Below are 18,375 nucleotides of genomic sequence, written 5' to 3'. Positions count from 1 at the left end.
AGGCATTGAAACTCTTTGTCAAAAGCCGGCCCGGGACCTGTGAATAATTTGTGGCAAAGCCGGGGCAGCAACGAGAATGGCAGCGCTACCGCGGCGGAAATCGGAATCGATTTTCGGACCGACTGAAGATTCGACGCATCCTTTGCGCATCCAACCGGATGCTGCACGCTATACGCACGCTATACGAATGCGGTGGGCAATCGGCAGCGTTGTGAGATAGCCAGGACTTGAATTTTCTGCCAATTGGCAGTATATTGACTGCCAAGTGATGGAGGTCGGAATGAGTGTCGCTTATGCGGTTCGCGATCCTGCAAATCAGGCTTTGCCGGCAAATCTGGCGGATGCCTCGGCACGGGCGCGGCTCACGCCAGCGGCTGTTGCCGGCATCGTCAGGCTCGCAGACATCTGGCATCTGACCAGCGCCGAGATCTGTACCTTGATCGGCGACGTGTCGGAGAGAACCTGGTTCCGCATGAAGAAAGGCGAGTGGGAGGGCGTTCTCTCCCAGGATTCGCTGACACGCATCAGCGCCCTGATCGGCATCTTCAAGGGACTGCGGCTTCTGTTCTCCGAAGCGCTTGCCGATGAATGGGTGCGGTTGCCGAACAAAGGGCCGCTTTATGGTGGCCGGCGCCCCCTGGACGTAATGATCGAGGGCGGCATTCCGAAGCTGCTGCAGGTTCGCCAACATATCGACGCTTTGCGCGGTGGACTTTGAATGCCGATCCCGCCGCGCGCTGACATTTCCCAGCGCGACCCGATCCGGCTCATTTCGACAGGCAGGCTCAAGGAACCGGTCCTGATGCCGTTGGCCAGGAATCATGGAGATTTGGAGGACCTTGCGGAACTCGAAGGGGCCACCAGCGGCCGTCTTCAGGCGCAGCAAGGGGGATTGCCCGACCTCGATCCGCGCGAACTGGTTTTCGGGAGACCGGGCTACACCTTCATCAATGCGGCGTTCGCTTACACCCGTCCGGGCGGCAATCGTTTCAACGATGATGCCAGGGGCGTCTGGTATTGTGGGTTCGATGCCGAAACCGCGCTCGGCGAGGTCTCGTTTCATCTGACGCGCGAGCTTGCCGCGATCGAACGGTTCGAAAACGTCACCGACTACGCGGAGCTCGTTGCCGACTTCATAGGCTCGTTTCACGATCTGCGCGGTGCTGAGTTCAGCAAGGACCCGGTGCTCGATCCGGATACTGTATTAGCCTATCCTGCCGGTCAGGCGCTGGCGAAGCAACTCCGCAAGCAAGACGCCGCGAGCGGCTTTGTCTATCCTTCCGTGAGACATGTCGGCGGGACCTGCCTTGCCGCCTTCCTTCCCGATCTCGTTCAGAATCTCCGGCAAGGCGGTATCTGGCGTCTGGAATGGCAGGGTTCATCTGTTCCCGCGATCACGCCCATATAGTGCACGATCGGGAGCGACAACTTCGCTGCGCCATCTCTAACGCCGCCAGAACAGTCGACCGTCGATGGTGACGAGGCCGAGGGCGATCAGCGCCATGCCGCCGAATTCGAACAGTTCGAGCCGCTCGCCCAGGAACAGGAAGCCGAGCAGGATGGCACTGGCCGGCACGATGAGCGTGACCAGCGAGGCGTTGGTGGCGCCGGCCGAGGCGACGAGATTGAAATAGAGGATGTAGGCGAAGGCCGTCGACAGCAGAGCCAGTGCCAGCACCGCCGCCCAGACCGGCGGTGAAGCCGAAAACAGATTGGCGGCATCATAGGTGAACAGAACGACCGGAACCATGATAACGGTCGAGCAGGTCAATTGTCCGGTGGCAATGACCGGCGACGGCACACCCCTGAAGCGGCGGGCAATCATCAGTGCAACCGCATAGGATAGCGACGCTCCGATGAGCGCGAATTTCGCCCAGACCGGACCGCCGAGCCCGGCGACGAGGCCGGGGCCGATCATCACCGCCGTTCCCGCGATACCGAGGGCGATGCCGGCAAGCTTGTTCCACGACAGCTTTTCGTCGCTGGTCAGGGCGTTGGCGAGGATCAGCGTCCAGAACGGCGTCGTCGAATTGAGCACCGAGGCGACACCGGCGCCGAGCTCGGTCTGGCCGGCAAAGATCAGCGAGAAAGGGATGACATTGTTGGCGAGCGCCAGCAGGAAGAACAGGCCGGCATGCGGCAAGGCGAGGCGAAACGACGGGCCACGGACCGCAAGATAGAGCTGCAACGCGATCGCAGCTATGGTGACGCGGAACAGCACCAGCACCAGCGGCGGAAGTTCCGCTACCGCAATACGGGCAAAGAAGAACGAGCCGCCCCAGATCGCGCCGAGCAGCAGAAGCTGCGCCCAGTCCTTGAGCACCATCGGCCCGCGCATTGTGGTGGTGGCAGCTATCGCCATTGGTCGTCCTCCCAGACGAGATGCCTTGCTCTCTTCAGGCATCTGTTCACGCTCCACCCGGTCCGGCGGCAAGGGCCACCCGAAACCTGAGCGATGGCCTAGCTCGCTCATAACCGGCGTACAGAACGGCGTAGCGCCGCGAAGCTAGGGCGGCGAGACATAGAATTGTTTTCATTAGCCGCTAGCTTGGATTAATTGTGCGCAGCCTCAGTCAAGGGATTCGTCCATGCAGCGATTCGAAAATGCCCGCGAGGCAGCGCTGGCGCTTCGCCCGGACGATCCGATCTATTGCTTCCGCCCGCAGGTGCTGAAGGCGGACGCCAAACAGTTCATGGGCATGTTTCCCGGCAAGACTGCCTATGCGGTCAAGACCAATGGCGAGCGGATCGTGCTCAACGCCCTGGTCGAGGCCGGCGTCAGTGCCTTCGATGTGGCCTCGCCCGGCGAATTCGCTGCCGTGCGCGCCGTCTCGCCCGACGCCGAGATGCTCTACATGCACCCCGTGAAGGCGCAGTCGGACATCAGGCTGGCGCTGGAAAAATACGCCGTCCGCGTCATTTCGCTCGACCATGAGGACGAGATCACCAAGCTGACCAGGGTGGTGCGGGCGCTCGACATCGATCCGGGCGCGATTACCGTGTTCGTGCGCATCCAGACGAAAGGCTCGGCAGCTTACGAACTGTCGAAGAAGTTCGGCGCCGGACCGGCCAATGCGGTCGAACTGGCCGAACGGCTGAACCGGACGGGCTACAAGGTCGGGCTGTGCTTTCACGTCGGCAGCCAGATCGAGGATCCCGACACCTACGAGCGGGCGCTGGCCTCCGCCGACTGGGTGCGCAACCGCGTCGGCTTCGACATTGCCGGGCTCGATGTCGGCGGCGGCTTTCCGGCCGAATACGGTCATGATCCGAACAGCCGCAAGCCGGAAATGCCGTCGCTCGGCCAGATCATGTCGCGGTTGTCGGGCGACCTCCAGGAGTACCAGTTCGACCAGATGCCGCTGGTGGCCGAGCCGGGCCGGGTGATCGTGGCGCGCTGCCTGTCGCTGATCGTGCGCGTGCTGCTGCGCAAGGGCAAAAGGCTCTACATCAATGACGGCATCTGGGCGTCGCTGTCGGATTCATGGACCGGCAAGATCACGTTGCCGGCGCGCTTCATCCCCGATCCGGCGATCCGCTCGCGCAATGGCGAGGACAAGACCATCGTGCCGTTCAAGGTCTGTGGCGCGACTTGCGATTCCGTCGATATATTGTCGCGGCCGTTCTGGCTGCCCGAAACCGTCGATACCGGTGACTGGATCGAGATCGGCCATATCGGCGCCTATTCGCTGTCGCTCCGAACACGGTTCAACGGCTTCTATCCCGACACTTTCGTCGAGGTGGCGACGCCATTCGACGAAGGCGATGCGCCGCAGGGGTTTGCCAGCCTGGAGACGATGGCGGATTAGTTAATGGTGGAATAGTGAATAGTGAATAGTGAATAGAAGTAGTTATTGCTTCCGTCCCGCTCCCGTGAATCGTCACCATTCACCATTCACCATTCACCATTCACCATTCACCATTCACCATTCAGTCAGGCCACGCCGCCGCCGGCCTGGATATTCTCGCCGGTAAGCCAGCGAGCCTCGTCCGAGGCCAGGAAAACCGCGACATCGGCGACGTCGCGCGGCGCTCCGATCCGGCAGAAGGGCGACATGCCGGCGGCCACGGCGCGGTCCCGTTCGGGAAGCAGGTCGGTGTCGGTGAAGCCTGGTGAAAGCGCATTCACGGTAACGGAGCGCGGGCCGAGTTCGCGCGCGAGGACGCGGACGAACTGTTCGACGGCTCCCTTGCTGCCGAGATAGAGCGCCGTGTGCGTGAAGAACATCCTGGTTCCACCGGTGGAAACGGCAATGATGCGGCCACCGTTGCGAACGCGGCGCGCCGCCTCCTGAAACGTGAAGAAGGTGCCCTTGGCATTGGTGCCGAACACATGATCGAAGTCCGCTTCGGTAGCCTCGACGAGCGGTTTTATGACGGCGACGCCGACATTGGCGACGACGACGTCAATCGGCCCCATCTGCCTCTCGGTTTCGTCGAACAGCTTGCGAATGTCGGGGATGCTGGAGACGTCCGCCTGGATGGCGATCGCTTTTCCGCCAATCCCTTCAATGGCGGCAACCACTTCCCTGGCTGCTTTCTCGTTGCCCACATAGTTGACGACCACGGCAGCACCCTTGGCCGCGAGCCCCTCGGCGATGGCGCGCCCGATGCCACGCGAGCTGCCGGTCACAAGTGCGGTTTTGCCTTCGAGTGGACGATGCATGGCTGTTCCTTCCGTCTGATTACGGCCGCCTCGATCGAGCGGCGTTCCAGGGAAAGCTATGGGCATGCTATTGCTCAGAGAATAGCCTATTATCTTACTGACTTGTTAAGCCTGGGGTACATAATGCGCGGAACCGAGTTTTCCGAACTCACGGCATTTGCAGCAATCATCGAAGAGGGCAGCTTCGTCCGCGCCGCGGCCAAACTCAGGATTTCGCCTCCAGCACTCAGCCAGACGATACGTGGGCTGGAAGAGCGTCTCGGTGTCCGCCTGCTCAACCGCACCACGCGCAGCATGTCGCCGACGGCTGAGGGCGAGAAGCTGTTTGCCCGCATCGCACCGGCGTTCAGCGAACTGGAAGGGGCCGTCGCCGACGCGCATGCATCACGCGGCCGGCCGGCAGGCTCGCTGCGCATCAATGTTCCGCGCATTGCCGCCACGCGTTTCATCGCGCCGATCCTCGGCGATTTCCGCCGCGCCTATCCCGATATCGCCCTCACAATCATTGTCGACGACATGCTCACCGACATCGTCGAGGGCCGCTTCGATGCCGGAATCAGATTGGGTGAGCGGCTGCACAAGGACATGGTGGCGGTGAAACTCAGCGAGGAACTCGAGATGGCCGCAGTGGCGGCGCCGAGCTATCTGGCGCATCGCCCGATACCCCGTCGCCCCGCGGACCTGCATCATCACCAATGCATCAATTTCCAATGGCCGAGCGGCGGCAATCTCTACCGCTGGGAGTTCGCCCGAGGCCAGCGTGCCTTGGAAGTGGCCGTCAGCGGCGGCCTGACGGTCAACGATACGGAACTGATGATCGGGGCGGTTCTGGATGGGGTCGGCGTGGCGTACATGCTGGAATACCAGGTCCGGCCGTGGATCGAAGCGGGAAAGCTAATCCGTTTTCTCGAAGCCTGGTCGCCGAGATTTCCGGGTTTTTATCTATATCACGCGAGTTCCCGCCAAGTTCCGGCGCCGTTGCGAGCGTTCATCGATTTCCTGCTTGCCAGGCGGTGATGTGAATAGTGAATAGTGAATAGTGGTAGCTCTGGTGCTCAATGCGGCTCCTGTTCTATTCTTTTCACCATTCACCATTCACCATTCACCATTCACCACCTTCACAGCCTGTCCAGCAGCTCCGGAGTCGGCCAGCCGTCGACCGGCAGGCCCAGACGCATCTGCTCCTTGCGGATGGCTTCGCGGGTGTTGGTGCCCAGGATGCCGTCGACGGTGCCGACGTCATAGCCTTTCGCTTCGAGCTTGGTCTGCAGCGCCTTCATCTGGTCGCCGTCGAGGCCGGGTTCGGGGTTGCGCGGATCGAATCGCGGCGCGCCCCCCAGTCGGGCGGCAAGATTTGCCGCGGTCAGGGCATAGGTGAAGGACTGGTTCCACTCGAGATAGACGTCGAAATTGTCGTAGGTCAGGAAGGCTGGCCCCTTGCGACCCATGGGCAGCGCCAGGCCGGCCTTCAGGCCGTTGTCGAGAAGCGGCGTACCGTCGGGCCTGGTAACGCCCCACTGGCTCCATTGCGTCAACGGCAGCTTGTTGGTGCGTCCCGTCTGCTCCCACGGCAAATCGTCAGGCACACGGACTTCCTCGATCCAGGGCTGGTCGCGCTTCCAGCCGCGCGACTGGATCTTGCTGGCCGTGCTCATGATCACGTCCGGCGCGCTGCCGCGCAGGTCGACCAAGCCATCGCCGTCGCCGTCGACGCCGTGGCCGAGATAGTCGGAAGGCAACATCTGCGTCTGGCCGATCTCGCCGGCCCAGGCACCGGTCACGTCGGCCGGCACCACGCCGCGATCGATCAACATCAGCAGCGGCACGATCTGCGGCCGGAACAACTGCGGACGGCGGCAGTCATGCGAGAGGCTCACCAGCGCGTTCAGCGTATGAAAATCGCCCTGCACGGCGCCAAAATCGGTCTCCAGGGCCCAGAAGGCGGCGATGACCGGCGCCTGCACGCCGTATTCGCGATCGGCGCGGACAAAGACCTCGGCATATTTTTGCAGATTGGCCGCACCTTGCTTCAGCCGATGGGACGAGATCATGCGGTTCGAGAATTCGATGAAGGTCTGGGTGAAGACGCCCTGGGCGCGGTCGCGTGCCAACGCCTTCTCATCGAGGGTGGCGTTTTCCAGCGCATCAAGGCCGGCAGCGCCGACGCCGGCCGCCCTGGCCTCCGCCGCCACGCCGTGCTTCCATGACTCGAAATCCCCGCCGCATTGCTGTGCCGCGGCCGGCACGGCGGTCAGGAGCAGCGCCGCGATAATTCCAAAGCGCGATCGCATCGCCATCCTTCCGAGAAGATTACCAGCGGTTGCGGGCATTCGTCATTGGCTGTGTCGAAAAGCAGGCGGCAGGCCTGGTGTCAACGGGTGTTCTGCCGCAACCACTTCTTCCAGGCGGCTTCGGAGCCGTTGAAGACGTTGATGTCGGCGTTTCCGGCCATGCCCGGCACGACACCCGTTCCGGTATACTGCCAGAAGGTGAAGGGATGGCTGCCGTATTTCTGGCGCGGGTGCCCGGCGACGGAGCGCAGCCAGTAGGGGTAGCCGCGGAAACCCGATAAACCATTATCTTCGAAGAAGTCGACCGACGTGTAGATGATCGGCTTCTTGCCGTAGTGTTTTTCGACGATTTCGAGGAATGTGCTCATCTCGCTGCGTACCGTGGCGGGATCTGGCCGCAGCTTGCAGGTCGGCGATTTCGGGTTCCATTCCATGTCGAGAACCGGCGGCATCGCCGAACCGTCTCTGGGAACGTTCTGGATGAACCAGCGCGCCTGGGTAGCGGCCGGCGTGCAAAAGTAGAAGAAATGATAGGCGGCACGGGGGACGCCCGAGGCCTTGGTGCGGCTCCAATGCTCGTTGAAAGCTTCATCGAAACGGTCTCCGCCTTCGGTTGCCTTGATAAAGGCGAAGGAGATGCCGCTGGCCCTGGCCGCCGGCCAGTCGATCGAGGTCTGGTATTTGGAGACGTCGGTGCCGTGGACGGCGTAGCTCCACGGTGCGCCGCTATCCCATTCATGCGGGTCGGAATCGGCAAAACGCGGCGCGCGTACCGCAACCATCGAGGCGCTGGACGACGACAGCGATGGCGTCAGATCCTCGACTGTCGAGCAGGCACCAAGCAGCGTCAGCGTGATGAGAACCGCGAAACGGCGCATCGCTACTTCCCGAGCCGGTTTCAGCCGGCCGCTGATGGGTCTTTCCGCGGGTGCCCCTCGACCAGGCGCAGCGTGTCTGAAACCGACTTACGCGACGCGCCTGGATCTTCGTTTCATGCATTCCCAAACCGTTACGCAGTTTGGGACGCATGCATTCAAGCCCCGCCGGACGGTCACCCTACAGGATCGCCCGGTCTGTCCTAAGCGCGTCGCTTCGACGCGCTTAGCTCTTTTGTCTATGCATGTCGTTGTCCCAAAACCGCTGCGCACTTCTGGGCGACATTCACCTGTGATCGCCGATCATGGTTGATATTCGGTTGACGGCGCTCGACAAGAGCCGCGATTTTGCCGAAACAATGGCGGCAAATCGATGACATAGATCGAGCGCGCCCGGGGGAACTCAAATGCAGATCCTTTTGAAGTTCGTCAAATGGCTGCTCGGCTTGGCTGTGCTGGCCGCCGCGGTACTCGCCGGCTGGCTGTATTTTGCGCCGCCGGAACTGATCCGCGTCGGTTCCGGCTATGCGGCTAAGATCGTCTGTTCGAACGTCTTCATCGCCGGGCGAGACGCCGACGATGTGCTTGCCGTCGATGTGCAGGCGCCGGGTCACCCGCTGCTGAAGCTGATGAGAGTGTCGGTCGACAAGGAGAAGGGAACGGTTTCGGCCGGCCTGTTCGGTGTGCTCGGCAAAAGTGTCGCGGTTGCGCGCGACGGGCTCGGCTGCGCCTCGGTTCCCGACGGCGATATTGCCGCCGCCAAGGCTGTCGCCGGAGCTGCACCGACGCCGGCGCCGCTGCCCGATCTGATCTGGCCGGAGGGCGACAAGGCCGATGCCTCGCAGGATCCCGAGGTCGCGAAAGTCCTCGACGATCCAGCAATGACCGGCGCCGGCATGCGGGCCGTCGTGGTGGTCAAGAACGGCCGCATCGTCGCTGAGCGTTATGGCGACGGCTTTTCCGAAAAGACGCCGCTATTGGGCTGGTCAATGACCAAGACCGTAAATGCGGCGATCGTCGGCACGCTGGTGAAGGAGGGCAAGCTGGCGATGACCAACCAGGGTCTGTTCGGTCCCTGGAAGGGAGATGGTCGCGCCGTGATCAGCCTCGCCGACATGATGGCGATGTCGAGCGGGCTGGAATTCAACGAGGATTATGGCGACGTCGCCGACGTAACGCGCATGCTCTATCTCGAACCGGACATGGCGGGCTTTGCCGGATCCAAGCCGCTGACCGGCGAGATCGGCAAGGTGTTTTCCTATTCGAGCGGCACGGCGGTGATGCTGTCCAGGCTGTGGCAGGACGCAATCGGCGACAAGGACAAGGCACTGGCGTGGCCGAGGACCGCGCTGTTCGATCCGCTCGGCATGCAGAGCGCTGTGCTTGAGGCCGACGAGCACGGCACCTTCGTCGGCTCGTCCTATCTCTATGCCACGGCATGCGACTGGGCGCGCTTCGGCCAGTTCCTGCTGCAGGGCGGCGTCTGGAACGGCCAGGAGATCCTGCCCGCCGGCTTCGTCGACTGGATGCGGGAACCGGCAACTGCCTCGAAAGTCTACGGCAAGGGGCAATTATGGATAGAAGGACCGGGCGACGAAGAAAACCCCGGCGCCGGCACTGCCGCCGGCCTGCCCAAGGACACCTATTGGATGGAGGGGCATGATGGGCAAACGGTTGCCATCATCCCCTCGGAGCAGCTGGTTGTGGTGCGGCTCGGGCTGACGCCGGCCAGGCTCGGCTATCGGCCGCAGGCGATGGTGGCGGCGCTGATCAAGGCGCTGCACTGAGGAATGCGGCGGTCGCAGTCTTGTCTATGCGGCTGTCGCCAAAGGTTTGGCGCGATCAACACGCGCCCGCTCGTCGGGTGAGTTCATAACCGTCCAAAGATCATTACGGCGCTGGACGTTCAACCAGAAATCCGGGCTGTTGCCAAACACCCGCGCCAGAATGAGCGCGGTAGCCGCCGTCACGTTGCGGCGGCCGTTGCACAATTCGTTCACATGCTTGCGCTGGACGCTCATAGCTTCGGCCAAAGCCGCCTGTGTCAGGCCGAGTGGTTGCATGAATTCTTCCGTAAGAATTTCGCCAACCGTTGCTGGCTTGCGTGCGGTCATCAACATGTCTCACCTCACTTATATATAACTGTGGTCGTCGAGATAGATGTCCGACGCCTCGCCCCGGCCCCCGTCCCAGCGGAAGACCAGCCGCCATTGTTTGTTGACACGGATCGAATGGAAGCCTTCGAGATTGCCGCGCAACTTCTCGAAATGGTTGCTGGGCGGCACACGCAAATCCTGATCGATCGCCGCGTCGTCAATCATCTGGAGCTTGCGGAACAAGCGGCTTTCGAGATCGGACGGAATATTGCGGGAGTGGGTGTCGTCCACGAAGAAAGCCCGCAGCCATCCATCTCTAAAGCCGATGATCATCCCATGCTTCCGGCGAGGAGATAATGTACCACTCCTTGGGTCATATGGCAATGTGTGATTTAGCCAATTAACTGATTTCAGCCACGGCCCTCATTTAGGATTGGAGCCCCAAAACCTTCCACGGCAAAATTGATATTAGATGGCGATCTTGCTCACGGCGAGCCAGCTGTAGCCGCGATAAAGTGTTTTGAATCGAACGCTTGCGCCAACTCTTGCAGATTCCGAATCCAGAATCGCGCGCAACGATTGACGCGGCTCGACGTGGAATTTTTTCAGCCAGCCGCGCAACAGCTTGCGGAACCAGCTGGGCAAGGCTTCCTGCTGGCCAAAATCGACGACATGCAGCGAGCCACCCGGTGACAGAGCAGCAAGAGCCGCGGATACCGTCTTTTCCCAGCCGGGGATCATCGACAGCGAATATGAGACAAAGACGCGGTCGAAACTTTCGACGCCGAACAGCGCTTTCGCGTCGAAATTCGTGGCATCGCCGCGCGCCAGCGTGACGCGGCCGGAGAGGCCTTCGCGCGCGAGGGCGGCAGTGGCCGTCTCCAGCATCTCGGCCGAAATATCGAGGCCGAAGAAGCGCGCGCCGGGATAGCGGCGGGCGGCGAGGATGATGTTGCGGCCGGTGCCGCAGCCGAGCTCGAGCACGGTGCCGCCGGCCGGCACATCCAGTCCGGCGATAAGCCGGTCGCGGCCCAGCAAATAATATTTGCGGGTCAGGTCGTAGATATGACGCTGCCAGCGGTAGACGCCGTCCATCAGTTCGGCATGGCTGGCCGGCAAGTCGGTCGTGCTCATGCGGACCGCTTCACATAGAGATGGAAGCCGCCATAGATGGCCGAGCGGTCGCGCGCCGAAAACTCGCGCGAGGCGTCGTTCTCGTAGCGCCACTGATCGAGCAGCGAATTCGAGACGCGGCCGGGCAGCAGGCTGGGTTCCGCTGCGGTGCGGAAGATGACGCGGGCGCCGGTGGAGGCGGTTCGGGTGATCTCGGCCCACAACTCGTTGAGCTGGTCGTCGGTCATCCAGTCCTGTGCATCGAGCAGCACGAAGCGATCCACCGAGCCGGCATCCTTGCGGGCAAGGAACTCGATCAGATTGGCGTGGTGGATGGCAACGCGATCGACATTGTTGCGGATCGTCTTGTAGTTGCGCTTTTCGAGATAGGCGGGCAGGGCGGCCTCGCCCGGATCAGGGTAGCGGCGGGCGAAAGCCTGCCAGGCGAAATAATTGGTCTTCAGCGGAAAATCGCAGGCGAGCTTTTCCAGTCGTGCCTTCAGCACGCTGGCCATGGTGCCGTCACCCGAGGTGATCAGCGAATCGTACTGGGCCGGCGGAATGCCGAGGCCGAACAGCGAAGCCTTTCGCGATGTCGCCCATTTCAGCAGCGGTTTTTCGAAGACCGGCGCCAGCTCTTCGTCGAAGAAGCGGCGCTGATCGGCGATGCTCTTGGCGTCCATGATGCCGGCCGGGTCGACGCCGAAGAATTTTGCGGTGCGGTGGCCCATGGCGATGAACAAGCCGAGCAGCCCGGTCTGGTAGAAATTGCGGTCGAAGACAGCGATGCGGCGACGGCCGCGCCAGTTGCGGCGCTCCCAATAGTGGCGGCTGACCGGGTCGAGATGCGGTGCGATGAAGCGGTCGTAGGCCTGTGAATTGTGCCCGGTCCCAGCCGCGCCGAAGAAACGGAACAGGTCGCCTTGCGACGGCAGGTGACGGACGGCTTCGAGCTTCATGCGGTTCAGCGCGATATGGGCAGCGTTGAGGTCGACGGCATCGATCCTTTCCGGCGAGCGGGTGAGATAGGCAAGGATGTTACAGCCGCCGGAGGCAATGGTGACGATGCGGTGGCCCGTCCCGAGCTGCATCGCGTCCATGTCGATTTCGGGGTCTTCCCAGATCTGCGGATAGACGAGGCCGGAGAACAGGAAGGCGAACAGGCGCTCGGAGATGCCGGCTTTCGACAGCGGGCGGTTCTGGTAGACGGCCTTGCCGACTTCCTTGCCGCGGCGAAAAACCAGGTCCCCAGAAATGTCCGTCATGGCAAGGCGATTCCCCGTTTGCTTTGCCGCAAGCGGGTAGCGCAGGGTGATGACAGGCCAGTGACAGCCTGTTGACGCGAGTTCAGGCCTTGCCAAATCCACCTGGGGTCGGCGTCGTCACGATGACCGCCTCGCCAGTGTCGAGGATGGTCTGATCGCAGGCTTTCAGCGTCTCGATCGCGCCGGTCTTGCGGCGGACCTTGGTCGAACCGGCCTCGCCATCGCCGCCTCGGTCCAGTCCCCGCGGCGGGCGGTTGCGATGCGAGGACAGGATCGCGCATTCCATTTTTTCGAGGAAGCGGATGGTGCGCCTGGTGCCGTCGCCGGCATTCCATTTGCCTTCGCCGCCGGAGCCTTCGCGGATATGAAAATCCTCGAGCAATACCGGGAAACGCAGTTCCAGCACTTCCGGATCGGTCAGGCGCGAATTGGTCATATGGGTGTGGACGCCGGAGGTCCCGGCAAAACCGCGGCCGTCGTTCATCCGGCCGGCCGGCGAGCCCGAGCAGATCGTCTCGTAATACTGGTACTGCTTGTTGCCGAAGGTGAGATTGTTCATCGTGCCTTGCGCATTGGCCATCGCGCCCATGGCGCCGAACAGCGCGTTGGTGACGTGCTGCGAGGTCTCGACGTTACCGGCGACGACTGCCGCGGGATAGGCGGGCTTCAGCATCGAGCCGTCGGGAATGACGATGTTGATCGGCCGCAGACATCCGGCATTCATCGGGATGTTGTCTTCGACCATGACGCGGAAGGCATAAAGCACAGCGGCTCGGGCGACTGGCTCTGGCGCATTGAAATTGTTCTTCATCACCGGCGACGTTCCGGTGAAGTCGACGGTCGCTTCGCGCTTCCGCCGGTCGACCGATATCTTCACCTTGATCATTTGGCCGGTGTCGGTCGGATATTCGTATTCGGAACTGTCGGGCAGCCGCTCCAGAACGCGGCGCACGCTTTCGGCGGCATTGTCCTGGACATGGCCCATATAGGCTTCGACCACATCGAGGCCGAAATGCGCGACCATCTTGCGCAGCTCGGCGACGCCCTTTTCGTTCGCGGCGATCTGCGCCTTGAGGTCGGAGATGTTCTGGTGCGGATTGCGCGCCGGGTAGGGGTGGTTGGTGAGTAGCGTCTCCAGGTCCTTCTCGCGGAACCGGCCGCGATCGACGATGCGGAAATTATCGAACAGCACGCCTTCCTCGTCGACGGTTGTGGCAAGCGGCGTCATCGAGCCGGGCGCGGTGCCGCCGATGTCGGCATGATGGCCACGCGAGGCGACGTAGAAGAGGATCTCCTCCCCCCTCGAGGGGGAGGTGGCGGCGAAGCCGCCGGAGGGGGTCGTTGCGGCAGTGCTCGACGCACTTGTGGTGCCTTCTGCGAGGACCCCACCCGGCCGCTTCGCGGCCACCCTCCCCTCAAGGGGGAGGGAAAACACCGGTGTCACCACTGTGATATCAGGCAGATGGGTGCCGCCATTGTAAGGTGCGTTCAGCGCAAACACGTCGCCGGGGTGAATGTCGCCGGAATTGAGCCGGATGATGGTCTCCACCGAGCGATCCATGGAACCGAGATGCACCGGCATATGCGGTGCATTGGCGACCAGCGCGCCATTCCGGTCGAAGACGGCGCAGGAGAAATCGAGCCGCTCCTTGATGTTGACGGAATAGGCAGTGTTTTGCAGCGTTACGCCCATCTGTTCGGCGATCGACATGAACAGGTTGTTGAAGACCTCCAGCATCACCGGATCGGCTTCGGTGCCGAGTGCGGCCTGTCGGCGCTTCTTCTCGACGCGCCGCATCAATACGTGGTCCTTGGCGGTGATCTCGGCCTGCCAGCCCGGCTCGACGATAATGGTCTGGTTCGGCTCGATGATCAAAGCGGGGCCGGCGATCTGGCAACCGGGGTCGAGATCAGGGATGCCGTTGTCATACTCACGGAAATAAACCCCAGCGGTGCGCCATTGACCTTCAGAGTAGAGGCGCACCCGTTTCTGCGCTGGTCTGGAGTGGCGAACGCCAGGAAGGCTTTGTTCCTCGCGGCCGGTGCCGCCGGTATCGGTACCCTCGACGCCGACCGATTCGACGATCATCGGCTTGTCGTCGTAGACGAAACCGAACTGCGCCTTGTGCGCCAGTTCGAAGTCCGCCTTGGCCTGCGCAATCGAGCCGTGCCCGAAGTTCACAGGCAGCGCGGTATCGGTGCCGTCGTAGCGGATCTGCAGCACCGGTCTCGAGGCGACCGCGTCTTCGCTGATGCCTTGCGCGGCGAGTTCGTCGATGACGGCTTTGCGCAGCGTTGCGATGAGTTCATCGATCGCTGGCCCGGAATTGTCCGCCAGCGGCTTCAGCAGCGCCTGCTGGCGTGACGCAAATACAGAGGATAGGCCGATGCCGTATGCCGAGAGCAGGCCTGAGAAGGGATGGATCAGCACCGCCTCCATGCCGAGCGCATCGGCGACCAGGCAAGCGTGCTGGCCGCCGGCGCCGCCGAAGCAGTTCAGGAGGTATTCGGTGACATCGTAGCCGCGCTGCACCGAAATCTTCTTGATGGCGTTGGCCATGTTTTCGACGGCGATGGTGATGAACCCTTCGGCGACGGTTTCCGGCGAGCGGCCGTCGCCGATCTCGGCGGCAAGTGCGGTGAATTTTTCGCGAACCGTCTGGACGTCGAGCGGTTCGTCCTGGCCCGGTCCAAAAATAGCCGGGAAGAACTCGGGCTGCAGCTTGCCCAGCATGACATTGGCGTCAGTGACGGCCAACGGGCCGCCGCGCCTATAGGCGGCCGGGCCGGGATTGGCGCCGGCCGAATCCGGCCCGGCGCGAAAGCGGCCGGCCTCGTAATGGAGGATCGAGCCGCCGCCTGCAGCAACGGTGTGGATGCGCATCATCGGCGCGCGGATGCGCACGCCGGCGACCTCGGTGTCGAAGGCGCGCTCGTAGTCACCATCGTAATGGGCGACATCGGTGGAGGTGCCGCCCATGTCGAAGCCTATGACTTTGCCGAAACCGGCGAGTTTTGCCGTCTCGACCATGCCGACGACACCGCCGGCCGGGCCGGACAACAGCGCATCCTTGCCCTGGAACATGTCGGCGGCGGTGAGGCCGCCCGACGACATCATGAACATGAGGCGAGGGCTTTCCCTCCCCCTTGAGGGGAGGGTGGCGGCGAAGCCGCCGGGTGGGGTCGGCTCGACTGGGTTCGACACTCTGGCGGTGCCTTCTGAGATGACCCCCTCTGGCTGCTGCGCAGCCATCTCCCCCACAAGGGGGGAGATTGGCGCGGCACCCAGTTCCGCCGCAACCCTTTGCACATACCTAGCCAGGATCGGCGACAGATAGGCGTCGACCACCGTGGTGTCGCCGCGGCCGACCAGCTTGATCAGAGGCGAGACCTCGTGACTGACCGAGACCTGCGAGAATCCGAGCTTTCGACAGACTTTGGCGACCGCCTTTTCGTGCTCGGGATGTTTCCAGGCATGCATGAAGACGATCGCGACCGCATCGATGCCATCCGCCTTGGCTTGCTCAATAGCCTGGCGTACCGAAGCAATGTCGAGCAGGCGCTCGACACTACCGTCGACGCGAACCCTTTCGTCGATCTCGACGACACGCTCGTAGAGCTGTTCGGGAAGGATGATCTGCTTGGCAAAGATATCGGGCCTGGCCTGATAGGCAATCCTCAGCGCATCGCGGAAGCCTTTTGTGATGAGCAGCAGCACACGGTCGCCCTTGCGCTCGAGAAGCGCATTGGTGGCAACCGTGGTGCCCATCTTGACATTGCCGATCAGAGCGGAGGGGATTGGAGCGCCGGGTTGGACGCCGAGCAGCTCGCGAATGCCATGGATGGCAGCATCGGCATAGGCTTCGGGATTCTCGGACAGCAGCTTGCGCGGGTGCAGCGCGCCTTGCGGGTCACGGCCGATGACATCGGTGAAGGTGCCGCCACGGTCGATCCAGAAATCCCATTTTGCAGTCACTGCGGCGGCTCCCGGGATTTTTCCCTGTTCGATCTGTTAGCTCGCGAGGCCCTGACCGGCAATCGTCAAATGATTGGAATATGTTACAGGCAGAAATGCAACGTTACGAAACTCATGCGCAGCTTACGCATTGTGTCCTCGACCGCCGCCGGTAACGGAGGCGTGATTAGAGGAGAGATATCATGAAGAAACTCATTCTTGCGTCGGTGTCGGCGCTTGCGTTGCTTGGCCTTGCCGCCTGCAGCAACAGCGGCACCGACAACACCACGACGCAGAGCACCAACCCGCCGGCATCCGACCAGACGATGAAGCCGGCTGCTCCTGACGCCAACAAGCCTGCCGAGCCGGCTCCGGCTCCGGCGCCTGCGCCGGCTGCTCCGGCTCAGTAGTCAATGTGACAACCAAGGAAAGGCTGGCCTCACAGGCCGGCCTTTCTGCTGCTTACGATACCAGCGCCTGGCGGCCGAGTGCGACGACGTGAGCGCTGGCGCCAGCCGCCTCAGGCATTGCGCCAAATCGATTGGGCCAGCCCCTGCGGCACTGTCTTGGCTTGATAGCGATGGGTAGTTGGCCCTATGAAGCCCCCATGTCGATTTGGGACCGCCTTGGCGACTTCGTCACACGCGTTTCATCTTCAGCGTCGTCAGGCGTCGCCGAAGTGGTCGAGGCCGTGCGCACGGTTTTCTCCGGCGATGCCGATCTGCGCCGGCGCGTCGCCTTCTCGGTGGCGATGATCGCCCTGTCGGCCAAGATGGCCAAGGCAGACGGCATCGTCACGCAAGACGAGGTGCGCGCCTTCCAGGAAATATTCGAGGTGCCGAAGGAACAGAGGCGCAATGTGGCGCGGCTCTACGATTTGGCCAAACGCGACATTGCCGGTTTCGAGACCTATGCCGAGCGGATGGCGCAGCTTTGCGGTTCGGGCCATTCGAACTGCCTGATGCTCGAGGACATACTCGACGGGCTGTTCCACATCGCCAAGGCCGACGGGCTGGTGCATGAGCGCGAGGGCCAATTCCTGCATCGCATCGCCGAGATATTCCGCATCGATGAGGCGCATTACCAGAGCATCCTGGCCCGGCATGTCGATCTGGGTGCCGCCGATCCCTATGTTGTGCTCGGCATCGAGCGTGGGAAGCCGTTCGAGGAGGTCCGCAGGCGTTACCGCAAGCTGGTCTCCGACAATCATCCGGACCGGCTGATCGCACGCGGCCTGCCGCAGGAATTCATCAAGATCGCGACGACCAGGCTGGCGGCGATCAACGCGGCCTATGAAATGATCGAGCGAGGCCTGCGGCACGCATGAGCGGCTTTCCGCCCGATGAGCCGAGCGCCGAGGTCAGGGTATCGCCGAATTTCGGACCACGGCGCGGGACGCTCGGACCCGATATGATCGTGCTGCACTACACCGGCATGGCTACCGGCGCCGGTGCCGAGGCATGGTTGTGCGATCCGGCAAGCGAGGTCTCGTCGCACTACCTGGTCCATGAGGACGGCCGAATTGTTCAGATGGTAAGGGAAAGCGACCGCGCCTGGCATGCCGGCAAGAGCTCGTGGTTCGGACAGAGCGACATCAACTCCTGTTCGATCGGCATCGAGATCGTCAATCCGGGGCATACGCTCGGCTATCGCAACTTTCCAAAACCGCAGATCGACGCGGTGATCGGCCTGTGCGCTGGGATCATCGAGCGCCATTCCATTCCGGCGCAGCGGGTGCTTGCCCATTCCGACGTGGCACCGGGGCGAAAGGTCGATCCAGGCGAGAAATTTCCATGGAAGGCCTTGTTTGCTGCCGGTATCGGCCATGTTGTGCCGGCAGCACCGATCCGGCGCGGCGCCGTGCTGAAGCCAGGCGATACCGGCGCCGAGGTAGAGGCGCTGCAGTCGATGCTGGCGCTCTATGGTTATGGCGTCGAGATCACCGGCACTTTCGACCGGCAGACCGAAATCGTGGTCGAGGCATTTCAGCGGCATTTCCGGCTGCGCCTGGTCGATGGCATGGCTGACGGATCGACGATCCGCACGCTGGAAAGGCTGCTCGCTTACGCAAGGATAGCCTCTCTCAAATAATCTTTTGCCAGCTTAAAAGTTAC

At 62.3% G+C, this 18,375-nt stretch carries 17 protein-coding genes; 8 read left to right on the top strand and 9 right to left on the bottom strand.

Translation table 11 applies throughout. From position 1 onward, the window contains the following. The first annotated feature begins 280 nt into the window (after positions 1–280). Positions 281–718: an antitoxin Xre/MbcA/ParS toxin-binding domain-containing protein gene (locus tag NKI70_RS17695; RefSeq protein ID WP_352495783.1), complete on the top strand. Its 438-nt coding sequence runs from the start codon at positions 281–283 to the stop codon at positions 716–718. Continuing rightward, the gene (locus NKI70_RS17690; protein ID WP_352724780.1) at positions 719–1,408 is read left to right on the top strand and encodes an RES family NAD+ phosphorylase; all 690 of its coding nucleotides are present in this window, start codon (positions 719–721) and stop codon (positions 1,406–1,408) included. Positions 1,409–1,444: 36 nt separating this feature from the next. On the opposite strand, the gene NKI70_RS17685 is transcribed toward NKI70_RS17690, so the two are convergent. Next, positions 1,445–2,362, bottom strand: coding sequence for a DMT family transporter (locus NKI70_RS17685; RefSeq protein WP_352699225.1), 918 nt, complete (start codon positions 2,360–2,362; stop codon positions 1,445–1,447). 226 nt (positions 2,363–2,588) lie between these two features. On the opposite strand from NKI70_RS17685, the gene NKI70_RS17680 reads away from it, so the two are divergent. Next, positions 2,589–3,809, top strand: a complete 1,221-nt coding sequence (locus NKI70_RS17680) for an alanine racemase (RefSeq protein WP_352465177.1) — start codon at positions 2,589–2,591, stop codon at positions 3,807–3,809. A 125-nt stretch (positions 3,810–3,934) separates the two neighbouring features. Here NKI70_RS17680 and NKI70_RS17675 read toward each other — a convergent pair whose 3' ends face one another. After that, positions 3,935–4,666: an SDR family oxidoreductase gene (locus NKI70_RS17675; protein WP_352699228.1), complete on the bottom strand. Its 732-nt coding sequence runs from the start codon at positions 4,664–4,666 to the stop codon at positions 3,935–3,937. 123 nt (positions 4,667–4,789) lie between these two features. Here NKI70_RS17675 and NKI70_RS17670 point away from each other — a divergent pair, with 123 nt between their 5' ends. Continuing rightward, positions 4,790–5,683 (top strand): LysR family transcriptional regulator, encoded by an 894-nt coding sequence (locus NKI70_RS17670; protein ID WP_352680279.1) that lies wholly within the window; start codon positions 4,790–4,792, stop codon positions 5,681–5,683. A gap of 101 nt (positions 5,684–5,784) precedes the next feature. Here NKI70_RS17670 and NKI70_RS17665 read toward each other — a convergent pair whose 3' ends face one another. After that, positions 5,785–6,957, bottom strand: a complete 1,173-nt coding sequence (locus tag NKI70_RS17665) for a lytic murein transglycosylase (RefSeq protein ID WP_352680278.1) — start codon at positions 6,955–6,957, stop codon at positions 5,785–5,787. 80 nt (positions 6,958–7,037) lie between these two features. Continuing rightward, a complete protein-coding gene (locus NKI70_RS17660) occupies positions 7,038–7,835 on the bottom strand; it encodes a glycoside hydrolase family 25 protein (protein ID WP_502897774.1) in 798 nt (265 codons plus the stop codon). 404 nt (positions 7,836–8,239) lie between these two features. Between NKI70_RS17660 and NKI70_RS17655 the strand changes: the two genes are divergently transcribed. Beyond that, positions 8,240–9,619, top strand: a complete 1,380-nt coding sequence (locus NKI70_RS17655) for a serine hydrolase domain-containing protein (RefSeq protein WP_352589427.1) — start codon at positions 8,240–8,242, stop codon at positions 9,617–9,619. A 24-nt stretch (positions 9,620–9,643) separates the two neighbouring features. On the opposite strand, the gene NKI70_RS17650 is transcribed toward NKI70_RS17655, so the two are convergent. The 5 genes from NKI70_RS17650 to NKI70_RS17630 form a co-directional block, all read right to left on the bottom strand. Continuing rightward, complete coding sequence (locus tag NKI70_RS17650; RefSeq protein ID WP_352453138.1) at positions 9,644–9,952, bottom strand: HigA family addiction module antitoxin; 309 nt, start codon at positions 9,950–9,952, stop codon at positions 9,644–9,646. Positions 9,953–9,964: 12 nt separating this feature from the next. Next, on the bottom strand, positions 9,965–10,261 hold the full coding sequence (locus tag NKI70_RS17645) for a type II toxin-antitoxin system RelE/ParE family toxin (protein WP_352456184.1): 297 nt from the start codon (positions 10,259–10,261) through the stop codon (positions 9,965–9,967). A gap of 135 nt (positions 10,262–10,396) precedes the next feature. Then, positions 10,397–11,062, bottom strand: a complete 666-nt coding sequence (locus NKI70_RS17640) for a class I SAM-dependent methyltransferase (protein WP_023676783.1) — start codon at positions 11,060–11,062, stop codon at positions 10,397–10,399. Beyond that, a complete protein-coding gene (locus NKI70_RS17635; RefSeq protein WP_352699232.1) occupies positions 11,059–12,306 on the bottom strand; it encodes a BtaA family protein in 1,248 nt (415 codons plus the stop codon). Before NKI70_RS17635 ends, NKI70_RS17640 begins: the two co-directional genes overlap by 4 nt. An 82-nt stretch (positions 12,307–12,388) precedes the next feature. Further along, positions 12,389–16,282, bottom strand: coding sequence for a hydantoinase B/oxoprolinase family protein (locus NKI70_RS17630; RefSeq protein ID WP_352724779.1), 3,894 nt, complete (start codon positions 16,280–16,282; stop codon positions 12,389–12,391). A 182-nt stretch (positions 16,283–16,464) separates the two neighbouring features. Here NKI70_RS17630 and NKI70_RS17625 point away from each other — a divergent pair, with 182 nt between their 5' ends. The 3 genes from NKI70_RS17625 (at position 16,465) to NKI70_RS17615 (ending at position 18,352) form a co-directional block, all read left to right on the top strand. Then, entirely contained in the window at positions 16,465–16,671 is a 207-nt protein-coding gene (locus NKI70_RS17625; RefSeq protein WP_023676780.1) for a hypothetical protein, read from the top strand. A 197-nt stretch (positions 16,672–16,868) separates the two neighbouring features. After that, a complete protein-coding gene (locus NKI70_RS17620; protein ID WP_352453144.1) occupies positions 16,869–17,588 on the top strand; it encodes a TerB family tellurite resistance protein in 720 nt (239 codons plus the stop codon). Further along, entirely contained in the window at positions 17,585–18,352 is a 768-nt protein-coding gene (locus tag NKI70_RS17615) for an N-acetylmuramoyl-L-alanine amidase (protein WP_352622672.1), read from the top strand. Before NKI70_RS17620 ends, NKI70_RS17615 begins: the two co-directional genes overlap by 4 nt. Positions 18,353–18,375: the final 23 nt, after the last annotated feature.

This window comes from Mesorhizobium sp. M0500 (genome assembly GCF_040321165.1).
GTDB lineage: Bacteria > Pseudomonadota > Alphaproteobacteria > Rhizobiales > Rhizobiaceae > Mesorhizobium.
Note: the sequence above shows the minus strand (reverse complement) of the source record. Positions and strands in the feature narration are given on the sequence as shown.